The 12,596-nt window shown below is 41.9% G+C and carries 10 protein-coding genes; 3 read left to right on the forward strand and 7 right to left on the reverse strand.

Annotated features, from left to right (window positions below; genetic code table 11):
* Window positions 1–6: 6 nt before the first annotated feature.
* From NSMM_RS01830 to NSMM_RS01840, 3 genes are all read right to left on the reverse strand, one after another.
* Window positions 7–4,428 carry a CusA/CzcA family heavy metal efflux RND transporter gene (locus NSMM_RS01830; protein WP_090284037.1) on the reverse strand — a complete coding sequence of 1,474 codons (4,422 nt, stop codon included), beginning with the start codon at window positions 4,426–4,428 and terminating at the stop codon, window positions 7–9.
* Between the two features lie 369 nt (window positions 4,429–4,797).
* Window positions 4,798–5,178, reverse strand: a complete 381-nt coding sequence (locus tag NSMM_RS15920; protein WP_245654642.1) for a hypothetical protein — start codon at window positions 5,176–5,178, stop codon at window positions 4,798–4,800.
* 411 nt (window positions 5,179–5,589) lie between these two features.
* A complete protein-coding gene (locus tag NSMM_RS01840) occupies window positions 5,590–5,877 on the reverse strand; it encodes an HU family DNA-binding protein (protein ID WP_090284040.1) in 288 nt (95 codons plus the stop codon).
* 374 nt (window positions 5,878–6,251) lie between these two features.
* Between NSMM_RS01840 and NSMM_RS01845 the strand changes: the two genes are divergently transcribed.
* On the forward strand, window positions 6,252–7,595 hold the full coding sequence (locus NSMM_RS01845; RefSeq protein ID WP_090284042.1) for a PQQ-dependent sugar dehydrogenase: 1,344 nt from the start codon (window positions 6,252–6,254) through the stop codon (window positions 7,593–7,595).
* An 85-nt stretch (window positions 7,596–7,680) separates the two neighbouring features.
* Here the strand turns inward: NSMM_RS01845 and NSMM_RS01850 are convergent, their stop codons facing one another.
* The 3 genes from NSMM_RS01850 to NSMM_RS01860 all read right to left on the reverse strand — a co-directional run bounded on the left by NSMM_RS01850 (window position 7,681) and on the right by NSMM_RS01860 (window position 8,756).
* On the reverse strand, window positions 7,681–8,121 hold the full coding sequence (locus tag NSMM_RS01850; RefSeq protein ID WP_090284044.1) for a hypothetical protein: 441 nt from the start codon (window positions 8,119–8,121) through the stop codon (window positions 7,681–7,683).
* A 121-nt stretch (window positions 8,122–8,242) separates the two neighbouring features.
* Window positions 8,243–8,497 (reverse strand): BrnA antitoxin family protein, encoded by a 255-nt coding sequence (locus NSMM_RS01855; RefSeq protein ID WP_090284046.1) that lies wholly within the window; start codon window positions 8,495–8,497, stop codon window positions 8,243–8,245.
* Window positions 8,463–8,756, reverse strand: a complete 294-nt coding sequence (locus NSMM_RS01860; RefSeq protein WP_090284048.1) for a BrnT family toxin — start codon at window positions 8,754–8,756, stop codon at window positions 8,463–8,465. The genes NSMM_RS01855 and NSMM_RS01860 overlap by 35 nt, the downstream gene beginning before the upstream one ends.
* Window positions 8,757–9,192: 436 nt before the next feature.
* Between NSMM_RS01860 and NSMM_RS01865 the strand changes: the two genes are divergently transcribed.
* Window positions 9,193–9,384: a hypothetical protein gene (locus NSMM_RS01865; RefSeq protein ID WP_090284050.1), complete on the forward strand. Its 192-nt coding sequence runs from the start codon at window positions 9,193–9,195 to the stop codon at window positions 9,382–9,384.
* A 565-nt stretch (window positions 9,385–9,949) separates the two neighbouring features.
* Here NSMM_RS01865 and NSMM_RS01870 read toward each other — a convergent pair.
* A complete protein-coding gene (locus tag NSMM_RS01870; RefSeq protein ID WP_090284052.1) occupies window positions 9,950–11,563 on the reverse strand; it encodes an IS5 family transposase in 1,614 nt (537 codons plus the stop codon).
* A 267-nt stretch (window positions 11,564–11,830) separates the two neighbouring features.
* Between NSMM_RS01870 and NSMM_RS01875 the strand changes: the two genes are divergently transcribed.
* Entirely contained in the window at window positions 11,831–12,544 is a 714-nt protein-coding gene (locus NSMM_RS01875) for an IS6 family transposase (protein WP_090284054.1), read from the forward strand.
* Window positions 12,545–12,596: the final 52 nt, after the last annotated feature.

Here is a 12,596-nt window from a genome sequence, read left to right on the forward strand (position 1 = left end):
AATTAATTATAAATTCGATGTTTTTAAGAAATACTCCAGCTGATAACGACTACCTAAATAATTACCAAAGGCATCCCAGGAGTCCACTTCAATTCGGATCGCCTCCCTCATATTTTGCAGAAACGTTACATAATCTATAGCACCTTCCTTATAGGCAAAAACTGCTCCGGTTTGTTGTTCTCTTGCCATAGGAAGCGCCGTATCTCGGTAGTATTGCCACGAATTTAGCCACTTTAAGTACTGCTCACGGATATTTTTATAAGCTGCTTTCAGTTCCAGTTGAGTTTGTTGAAGATTTTGAGCAGCAATTGAGTGTTCAATTTTAGCCGACTGTGTTCTACCCAGCTCTGGACCAAAAAATAAAGGTATCTGAACACCTACCATAAACTGATGAAACCCCGGCTGACCAAGGAGCTCTTGCTTGCCGTACTGCAAATTCAACTTGGGATAGAACTGCGTGTATCGTTCGTTGATGGTCGCCTCTGCCACGTTTATCTGTTGTTTGGAAACAGTGAGTACCGGGTGATTGTCTAAAGAATCTGCAACTAATTTTAATGGACTGTCTAACTGGTTCGGTGGTATATCCGGCACAGTAAACAGCGTATCGCTGACAAACCATAGATTCAATCGCTGCAACGAGCTCAAATAATCGCGATATGCCTGTTCTTTTTGAATTTGTACCTGGTTACCCTGGTTTGCGGTAGCCAGATACTCAAGCTTGGACGTCGCTTCTACTTCTAGCCTCAATTTGGCAGCTCTTTCAATATCCGCAAAAATAGAGCTCAGTCGTTGGAATACCTGATAATTATTTTTAGCTGCATATGCCGTTGCCCAAGCTCGGCTCACTTCCAGTTCTACTTCAATTACAGACAGATTAAACGCGCTTTCAGCCAGTTTTACACGCTCCTCCTGCAATTTTAGTTTAGGGAGAATACCAAGCACATCGATCTGATCCTGTTTAATACCAAATTTTGTATAGATGCCATTTGAACCATTGCCAACTTCTTCTCCTCCGGTGTAGATTGTTGTGGTACCAAGGTTCCAGGCGGTTTTCTTCAAAGCATCTTGGCTTTCTATTGCCAATCTGGCCGATTGTATTTTTGGATAATTCTCTACTGCCCGTTCTCTAGCTTGCTCCAAAGTAATTGTTGGCAGGTTATCTACCTGATGTGATTGCGCTCTCACTGTAGAGGCAGCACTAAGTAGAATACTCGTCAGCCCACCACATACAATTAACACAAGCAATGCATTTGTGTTTGGGCGCTTAAGATTTTTCTTGTTATTGCTTCGATTTTCCACCAAAGTGTAAAGTATCGGAAGCATCACAAGGGTAAGTAGAGTGGCTGTAAGCATACCGCCAATGACTACAGTCGCCAGTGGCCGCTGTACTTCAGCTCCGGCTGACTCTGATATTGCCATGGGCAAGAATCCTAAAATATCGGTTGACGCTGTAAGGAAAATAGGTCTGATTCTTTCTTTGGTTCCAGTAATGATGCGCTCCTTGATACTAGTTATGCCTTCTTCTTTTAGCGTGTCGAATCGATGAATTAATACAAGCCCATTCAATACAGCAACTCCAAACAGCACAATGAAACCAATTCCTGCTGAAATACTAAAAGGCATGTCCCGTAGCCAAAGCGCGAATACGCCACCTATCGCTGCTAAAGGAATCGCAGCATAGATCATGATTGATTTGGAAACTGACTTCAGGGCAAAATACAGCAACACAAAAATTATCAGCAGTACAATTGGTACCACAATGGTTAGCCGGCTCTTGGCTCTTTGCAAGTTTTCAAACTCACCGCCGTATGCAATGTAATAGCCAGATGGCAAGTCTAATTCAGCACCCAGTTTTTGCTGAATATCCAAAACTACAGATTCCACATCGCGCCCTCTGGTGTTCACGCCGACATAAGTTCTTCGAAATGTATCGTCACGGGATATTTGCATCGGCCCCGGTGCATAATTAATATCGGCCACTTCTTTGAGTGGAACCTGTGTGCCGTCAGGTAAATCGATAAACAAGGCACGCAAATCTTCAATACTTTTCTGGTATGCTTCATCAAAGCGTATAACCATTTCGAAGCGTTTTTCTCCTTCAAAAATCACTCCGGTCACACCACCGGCAAATGCAGAACTTACATATTCGTTCAACTGTTCAATATTCACCCCGTACTGGGCTATTTTTTTACGGTTATAGCGAACAGTAATTTGAGGTAGTCCAGAGATTCTTTCTGCGTTAACATCTCCCACGCCCGGTATGGTCTGGATGATTTGACTCATCTCTTCTGCTTTTTGCGCCAGCACATCAAGATCTTCACCGTATAACTTTACGGCTACATCTTCCCTAACACCCGTTAAAAGTTCATTAAAACGTAATTCCACCGGCTGGCTGAAAACCAGATTAACACCTACCAATTCACTATCAAGCTTGTCTTTTATTTTTTCAACAAGCGCTTCTTTTGTTGTTGCAGAAGTCCATTTATCTCTGTCTTTTTCCAGAATAATGAACATATCAGCTATGTCCATCGGCATAGGATCTGTAGGAATTTCTGCTACACCAATCCGAGCAACGGCGGTTTTTATTTCAGGAAAATTAGCCAATAAAATATTTTCAATTTTAATTGAAATATCAATTGCCTCCTCAAGCCCGCTACCGGGCCTGATAAGTGCTTGCATGGCAATATCACCTTCATCTAGCTGGGGTATAAACTCGCCACCCATTCTGGAGAAAGTAAAAATGGCAGCACCTAGCAACATAATCGACAAAATCAGGATAGTTGCTTTGAACCGCAATGCGCTTTCAAGTAATGGCAAGTAGATGCGATGAATGCCGCTAAATATTTTGTTTCCGCTTTGTTCTAACCATCGCTCAAACCTTCCGAACCTATTCTTTCTATTTTTCACCGGCTTTAAAAGCAAGGCAGACATCATGGGAACATAAGTCAGGCAAAGGATAATGGCTCCTAGCATGGCAAAACTAAATGTATAGGCCATAGGTTGAAACATTTTTCCTTCCACTCCAGTAAGGAACAGAATGGGCGTAAACACAATCAGTATAATAATTTGTCCGAAAAATGCGGTATTCATCATAGTACTACTGGCTTCATAGGAAGCCTTGTCCATGACATCCTGATCGAACTCGACTATCCCTGCTTTAATACGTTTTTGAATTTCAAATACGGTACCTTCAATTATGATCACTGCTCCATCAACGATGATCCCAAAATCAATAGCCCCCAGGCTCATCAGATTCGCCGATATGTCGAATTGTTTCATCAGGATAAAAGCAAACAGTAACGATAAAGGTATGGTAGTGGCCGTAATTATGCCTCCCCTTAAACTTCCCAGAAGTATGACCAGGACAAAAATTACAATGAGTGCGCCTTCTGTAAGGTTCTGGGCTACTGTGTTCGTGGTTCGTTGAATAAGTGCGCTTCGGTCCAGAAACGGCTTAATTTCTAAACCTTCAGGCAACGACTTCTGAACCTCTTTAATGCGCTTCTGTACATTTTGAATAACTGCATTGGAATTTGATCCTCTTAACATTAAGATCATGCCACCTACAGCTTCTCGGCCATCCTGCGTAAAAGCCCCATAGCGCACCTGATGACCAAAATGTACTTTTTCCACGATATCACCGATTAAAGTCGGAATGCCATTTTCGTTCTTTATGGCAATATTCCGTATGTCATCGAGAGTACGTACCAAGCCTTCTCCACGGATAAAATTGGCCATTTGATTTTTTTCAATGTAGGCCCCACCTGTATTGGCATTATTGCGCTGCAGCGCCTCAAACACCTCAGAAATTGAAATATTATTGGCGTTAAGCTTTTTCGGATTGATAGCTATTTCATATTGTTTAATTTTTCCACCAAAGGCATTTATCCCAACGACGCCCTCAACCAGTGCCAGTTGTCGCCTTACGATCCAGTCTTGAATGGTGCGTAGTTCAGTCGGCGAGTACACAGTCTCATACCCTGGCTTTGGCATTAGGGTGTACTGATAAATTTCCCCTAACCCAGTGGTAATAGGTCCCAGTGATGGACTCCCAAAGTTTTCAGGTATTTGTCGTCTTACTTCAATTAGTTTCTCCTGTGCTAATTGTCGTGGCAGATAGGTGCCCATACTATCTTCAAAAACAATGGTAACGACTGAAAGGCCAAAGCGAGAGATGGAACGGATCTCTGTAACGCCTGGCAGGTTGGCCATAGCCAACTCTATCGGAAAAGTTACAAATTGCTCTATGTCTTTAGTACCCAAATTTTGAGAAACAGTGATCACTTGTATCTGATTATTGGTGATATCAGGTACGGAACCAAGATTTACAGTAAACATTGAGTATATCCCTACACCTATGATGGCAAGGGTTAGCAAACCGACAATGAGTTTATTTTTTATAGAAAAATAAATGATGCTATTAATCATATCTCTGTTTAATTCTTAAATAAAAAGCAAAGAATCGTCAGGCCCCTAATGGTTAGGTCAGGATCTGCAATATCCCATAGAATCGCTATGTTGTTTTCATAGTAGTGAGCTTCGATTGCTACAACAAAGAAATAGCTCTAGAAAAAACGAGAAAGACTAGAATTAACGACGAACCCGAACCAACTCAGCAGGAGAGCTAAGCTATAGATCTCAACCTATCAGGGCCAAATACTGCATCAAGCTCGTATTAGATAGGGCGACATACCCACGGCAAACGTATCCATCATATCTGCTCTGAGTTGCCAATACGAGCTAGCCCAAAAATTCCTAAATTGAATGTTGGCAACTCAAGCAGTTTAGTCTAACGTTTTAACTGGGAAAGATACTTCGAGGGGGACGAAACGGAGAATCCGGAATAGATTTTGGAATTTGGAAAGTAATAGATGTAGATAGAATCTCTTTACCAGTCACAGTAGGTATTAATGGCAGTTTTGTAAATACAATGGGTTGATGTACCGTACTAAAACATATGTGTGCTGAAAGATCTAAATTCTTATCATCAGAAAATTCGTTATACGGATGTTCTGCATGCGCTGTTTCTGCTGTTGAGAGAATGTGTTGGTGGTTGTGACCAAGTTCATGCATAAAGACTTCGCCATGAAATGCCGAAGCAAGCCCGTTTGCCAATAAGCTGACACATAGCGCTAAAACTACTGAATTGACGGTAAAAAATCTACACATATGGCGCATTGTATCTTCAATAGAATATATTGTGGTAAAAAATTTCCGATCTCAAATTAAAGCTTTTTAAAAAATATAATTTTACTTTCTTGACGCGTATCTCTGATTACTCCCACATTGAGTCTGTGTAATAAATATAAATAACCAGGTTCAAGGAAAAAATAGTTACACACGATGTAATGTATAGCTAACCAAAATATTGGAATAATCATGGAACACAACCACGATACCGAAAGTATGGGTGATAAGCGGCTGACTGCTGCTATTACAGTTAATGTAATGCTGTTTACACAAAATCAAGGACACCTTCCGTAAAACATGGGTCACAGGAACGAAACCCATTGTAAATTTTTCTGTTCCAAAAAATTATCTGTCACTGGGTTGTTCCCTGCCTCCTCCCATTAGCACTTACAAAACAATTTATTTCTTTTTTCCATTCGCAACCGCTTCTGACAAAGCTGCGCCTGGCTTGAATTTAACGACCTTTTTAGCCGGGATGGTCATGGATTCACCCGTTGCTGGATTGCGCCCTTCCCTACCGGCACGATCTGACACTGAAAAAGTACCAAATCCTACTAACTGGACATTGTCGCCACTTGCCATATTTGTTTGAATAACCTCAATCAATCCATTCAACATGGCCGTTGTCTGCGCTTTGGTGGTATTAGATCGGGTAGCAACCGCTTCAATTAATTCAGTTTTGTTCATTATAATGTTCCTGTTAGTGGTTAAAGAAATTGCAAGAAATCATGTTTGTGTAATAGATAGATATCCTTAATGGGTATTTTCACATAAAAGCACATCGTGTTTCTCTTAGGTAGAATTATATCTGTGGAGGAATATAGTAACTCCAAGCATCACCTTTTTAGCTCGGATGTTTGCAAAGCAGTTTGTAACTATGTGCCAGAAACCGCATTGAGTACAAATATCAATCCGGCACAAATTTTCTGCCTCGTCCCACCGTGTTGCCTAAACTTATCACGTAATATGGCAGCCATAGGGAAATCACTGTAAATTGATCTTTATTAAGCTCTAATAATAAGCTGTTAATTCATTGGAATCGCCTAATTATAAGGAATAATATGAAGTTACAACTCAAGTATAAAATTTCAATGCTAGTGACATTCGCTGCCATGCTGACAGCTTGTGAAGGGCCTTCCAGACTACCGTTCGAAACAGGTGTTGGAGCCAATCCTCAATTACCTCCGCCGACAACAGCACTGATTCCTACCATCAAAGTAGCCAAAGCGGTAGGATGGCCTGCCACGGCAATGCCGTTAGCGCCAGCAGGTTTTCAGGTTACTGCCTTAGCGCGTGACCTGGACCATCCCCGTTGGCTCTACACCATGCCTAACGGCGATATCCTTGTCGTGGAGAGCAACAAACCTCCCAAGCCAGCAGATGTCGATAAAGGTTTTTTTGCTCGACTTCGTGGAAAGGTGCAGTCGATGGTGATGAAGCGCGCTGGAGCAAATCCTCCAAGTGCTGATCGAATTACACTTCTCCGTGGCGTCAGTCCGGATGGAACCGCGAAGCATCGTACGGTATTTATGAAAGACTTGATGTCTCCTTTTGGCCTCGCATTAGTGGGCGATGAGCTATATATCGCAAACGCAGATGCTATTATCAAAGTGCCATATACAGATGGTCAAACTGAAATCAATACTGTGCCAGTCAAAGTCACTGATCTTCCCGCCGGTATTAACCATCATTGGACGAAAAATCTACTAGCCAGTGCCGATGGTAAAAAGCTCTATGTAACGGTTGGATCTAATAGTAACGTGGGAGAAAATGGTTTAGATATTGAAGAAGGAAGAGCTGCCATCTGGGAGTTGGATATTCAGACCGGAGAGAAACGGCTGTACGCCAGTGGGCTGCGTAATCCTAATGGGCTCGCTTGGGAACCCGAGACTAATGCCTTGTGGACCGTCGTCAATGAACGAGACGAGCTTGGGAACGATCTCGTTCCAGACTATCTGACGTCCGTAAAAGACGGGGCGTTCTACGGTTGGCCATGGAGCTACTTCGGCGCACACGTGGACTCTAGAGTCAAACCACCTCGTCCTGACATGGTAGCTAAAGCAATTGCACCTGATTATGCGCTTGGCACCCACGTTGCACCTCTAGGCCTTGCTTTCTCGAACGGTCATTCAATGCCACCGGCCTTCGCAAACGGAGCATTCATCGGTGAGCACGGATCATGGAACCGCAATCCCCCAGCAGGATACAAAGTTGTATTTGTTCCGTTTAGCGCGGGCAAACCGAGGGGCATGCCAGTTGATTTTCTCACTGGCTTTCTTAACACAAAAGGAGAAGCATTAGGGCGGCCTGTCGGGGTAACGTTTGACAAAACAGGTGCATTACTCGTGGCGGATGATGTGGGCAACATCGTTTGGCGTGTATCACCAGTCGGAACTCAACAATAGCGAATAAGCCAGGCTTGTAATTTAACAATTTTTTGGGCCGAACCTTATCATTACTAATGCCAGCCAGTACAGCTAATACACGTAATCACTCTGCTTTTTCTTTTAATCGTTTTCCTTCACCTTCTAATATTTCTCTTTCTTTTTCTAACGCTGCAATAGCTTTTTTAACTTTTTCTTCGTTTATGAAATCAGAATCGGAGTTTAACAATGTTCGAAGGTCATTCTGTTTTTGGTCCCAATGCTCTTTTCTTTGCTTCCAACTATCAATTTCTTCGCGTAATTCGCCACCTTGTTCTTTCACTTTACTTAAGAGATTATTGATATTATCAAGTGCCTCGTCATACTTACCACTCTGAAATTTATGATACTCAGATTTCAAGAGATCAGCACCTGCACCTACAACTTCGGCTCCTTTGCTAAAAATTTCTTGCGCTTGCTCTTTTTCCTGAGCAGTGCCATAAAAATAATTGTAGCCCAAAAGCGCGATGACTAAAAAAAATGCCGTGGTAATAATGAATCGAATCATTGTGATTATGTTTCAGATTGTATTTATTTATAATAAAACAGCTTTCAGGTGAGAAATAACCACAGAATATTCTGGTGCAAAGAATAGAGCTGTTTTATTATCCTTTGCAATAAGGCGCTAATTACAATTCGTTTTTATGAGCTTCGTAAAAGCTTCTTAAAACAGTATTCATTTTGGTTTGGTAGCCTTTACCCTGATTTTTAAACCATTCGACCATATCTGCATCAAAGCGCACTGTTAAACGCTCTTTTTTCTCAGGATGCACAAGTACTGCATTTTTCCAGAAAGTCTCGTCAAGTTCTGGAATGTCGCTGCAATCTATGTCTTCATCCTTAATAGCTTTAATTTCCTTCAGACGTTTTTTTGAAATGCTCATTGTACAATCTCCTTTCTTTTATCTTGGCCGGTCTCGCTGAAATAATACGCGTTAGACCATTTCTATCTGTATGAACAACAACGATGATGATCTCCCCATCAAGCGAACCAATGCTTATTTTTCGCGTCTCGTTGTAATTTTTGCGATTATCAATCCATGTAAAAACATCATTTTTAAAAATTTGGCACGCTTCATTAAAACCAATGCCATGTTTCTTTAGATTTGCTTTGTCTTTATCCGGATTCCATTCATAGCGCATTTTATATATGTACAATATGTATGTACAAATGTCAAGCAATGTATGTTTCGTGAAATATTACCAAAACCTCCTACTAAAATTAGGAGAAGACTGAGATCTTGCATAGTATTATTGTATCTATATTAGATACAAAGTGTTTCATTTTTATGTACTTCTCTTCATTGCCATCCATCTGTATCATTGATCTCAAGGTTAGAGCATTAAGTTTCATCCATAAAATTATCATGGATATTATTGTAATTAAGTAACTAATTATGTCCATCCTTAATAAATACGCTCTTGGTAATTTAAGGTGATGTTCTTAGAGTTGTTAAGTTTGAAATGTTATTGTCAACCTGTAAGAGCGTATTGTGAATGGGGCTATTTTTGCCAGTCAGTAACGCACTCGAACGACTTGCAAAGCTAGCCAATCAATATACTAAAAGGAGTAAAACCAATGGAAACCAAAGAATTAATCAAAGCACCCCAGTTAGTTGTGGTTTATGCAATTGCGATTCTTTATACAATTACTTTCACTTTAGCGGCGGTTGTGACGCAATCTACCGATAATGCAGCAAGTTATCCACCAAATATTGCTAAAGTAGAGACTAATCATCTCCAAGTAGTCGAGAGTAGTCGTTCGGGTTAAATTTGAGATGGATCGTGCCCCCGTGTTTATAATCAAGAATCAAGTAAGTTCTTCTTCAACGGGGGCATTTGAATAGAAATATGAGGTTTAAACAACCACAGAATAACTTGTTAATGCAGAAAGAGTTGTGAAAGGTGGGTTCAAGTTTGAAGTGCAATTTTTGAGCAATTGCTGTGTACCTTGCTACTAGAGATGCTGCTCACGATACGTTCTAACTGGTCGAGTGGATTAAACATAACCTGCTGCACCGCTAGTCTGTTAGGTTGGACACAGATGGAATGGGATCACAGCAGCTTTACCCAAAGCTGTAATCGGTTGCTGGATAACAAAATGTCCGGGTATTTCTTTGCGAGCGCCAAGCAGCTAGCAAAGTAATCGCAATTAAGTGGAAATATAATGTGTATTTCCACATTATTGATCCGGCCATTAAAAAGATTTACTAGAATCACCGTATTCCGGCTTTCTCTGCTATGAAGAATAGAACTGTTTAATGGCCGACTCTATAATGTGCGTCGTACTCTTCTTAGGCGAGTTCATAATTAGAGCTTATTCAGAAATTCAGCGATCAGTTATGTGCTGCCAAGTAGAAATTCTGGTTTGAGATGAATTGGCAGGCGCGCGCAAACGGAATTTCTCTGGGCATGCACTCTTTTGTCACCCAAAATGCTATTTTGGCAGCAAGATTCCTCAGGCAAATAAAAACCCGCACCAAGATGAGCAGGTTCATAACCAGGAAGATACTATTAATCCATGCGGCAGACGTATCAGCGCGCTTGGCTCGAATATTGTTGAGCCGATAACCATATTTTCCTTGGCCAAACTTTCCTTCAATTGGAATGCGCTCGCGATATTCCTGCCGGCGTTGTGCTTTCAGGCGTTTGATCTCATCTTTGTTTTCAGGTGTACTCTTTGGCGGACGCCCCAGTGGTTTGCCTGCAAAGCGGATATGCTTGCATTCCAGATAGCTGCGATTATCACGTGAACCATATAGCGTGTCAGCAATGACGACTTCAGGATAATAGCCGTAACGCTTTTTGTAGGCTTCAACTTGCGCTTCAAGATCATGGCCTTCATGTTGCGCATCCCAGTGCAGCTTGTCGACATGCGCCAATCCTTTGTCTGTCAGACTCACGCTTATTTTGGCGCCAAATTCCACTGTCCTGCCTTGCTTTCCCCTGATAATGGGCCGAAGATACGGCTGGCTGATACTGACAATGCGATCATCACAACGTCTGGTGTTGGTTTTGTACATCTCATATTGTTGCCGGTACAGATGGGGTAATACCCAGTAGCGGCGCAATAACCAATTGGGTAACGGTATGGGGGTGCCAAGCGGATATTCCGTCAGCATCGCTTCAATATGATTTAAATTCCGCTGTAGAAACTGCAATTGCTGCCTGATACCGGCACGGCGTTTTCTGTTGGATGGCCGTCTTAACTTAACCAGGCCGAGGTAGGCTTTTCTGGCAATCTCGCGATAAGTGCGCGGCTTCTTTTTCTGTGGACGATTACTTTTGGCATGCAGTTCATCAATGATACGCTCACTCAATTCACGCGCTTCATTCAGCAGTCCAAGATCTGTCGGATAGCGTATGGCCTGTTCTGCAACGGTGGCATCCAGTATTAATTTGCCGTGATTGCGCGGCGGCTCATCGGGCAAAGATTGCTCTGCTTCCATTGCGGTACCCGTGTCGCAGCTGCCTACCTCACCGCTATTTGATACATCATCGTCGTTGTCATCATCACTTGCTTTGACTGACTTCTTTGTCCGCCTAGGTTCAACCGTTTCGATGATCGCCTCATGAAATTCATCAAATACCGTCTGACCCATGCGCTTGCGTATCTCAACCAGTAATGATGACGCAAACGGCGCCTTCGCTTGAAAACCTTTCAGACCAATGAAATATTGCAGATATGGATTCTCTCGAATCTGTTTAACAGTCTCTTCATCTGAAATCGATAATTTATGTTTAATAATCACCGCTCCAATCACAATTCTGGCATCTTTGGCTGGGCGACCTAGTCTTGAACATAACGTCTTATAGTAACTCTCGGACAATTCATCCCACGGTAGACAATCTCTCAGTTTTACCCAGCGATTATTGGGGTCAAGAATCATGCCCGGCGGTGTATCAAATCCTTCGAGTGGCAATTGCTTTTGGCTGATATAACGAATCATAGTGCACGGTTTTTGGTGTTAATTTACATATTTATGTGCATTATTTTACCAAAAAATACACTATTATTCAATTTAATCAGTTATTTGTAATTTTTGAGTAAGCTCTAATTAAATATGGAATAGAGAGCTTTACTAAACTTTCGATCATTCATAAATCAAAACAGGAGCCAAAGCCCCTGTGCGGTATTAACTATCAAACTAAATTAGGCTCTGTTGCAAAAAATAAGCAAATTGGTGCATTATTGAATTTTTTCAGGGTATTTCTCAATGTCGGATTTCAAATGGCGACATTACCATGGCGGCGTAATCCTGGGTTGTGTTAGATGGTACTGCAAATACGGAATTAGCTATCGTGAATTGGAAGAAATGATGTTGGAGCGTGGATTTGAAGTCGATCACACAACGCTTTATCGTTGGGTTCAACATTATGCACCCGATATGGAAAAACGCATGCGGTGGTACTACAAGCCGACGATGGGCTACAGCTGGCGGGTAGATGAAACCTATGTCAAGGTTAAAGGGAAATGGACATATTTGTACCGAGCTATTGATAAGCACAGTGACACGATTGATTTCTATCTTTCACCTACCCGTAATAAGAAAGCCGCCAAACGGTTTCTAGGCAAAGCGCTCAAATCCATAAAACCATGGGCACATCCGCAGACGATTAATACAGATAAAGCGCCGACTTTCGGTCCTGCCATTGATGAGTTGAAGGAAGAAGGGAAATGCCCTGAGGATACGGTACACCGGCAGGTAAAGTACTTGAACAATATTGTCGAGGCTGATCATGGAAAACTCAAACAGCTGATAAATCCCGTACGCGGGTTCAAATCCATGAAGACCGCCTATGCAACGATCAAGGGGTTTGAACTCATGCACATGTTCAAGAAAGGACAGATGGATGCATGGAAATATGGGCAAGGTCTCATAGGAGAAATCCGTCTTATTGAAAGACAATTCGATATTTACACCGCATAATCAAAAATATCAGAGATTTACTCTAGCCAACGCTATTTTTTGCAACAGAGCC

The sequence above is a fragment of the Nitrosomonas mobilis genome (assembly GCF_900103035.1).
Taxonomy (GTDB): domain Bacteria; phylum Pseudomonadota; class Gammaproteobacteria; order Burkholderiales; family Nitrosomonadaceae; genus Nitrosomonas; species Nitrosomonas mobilis.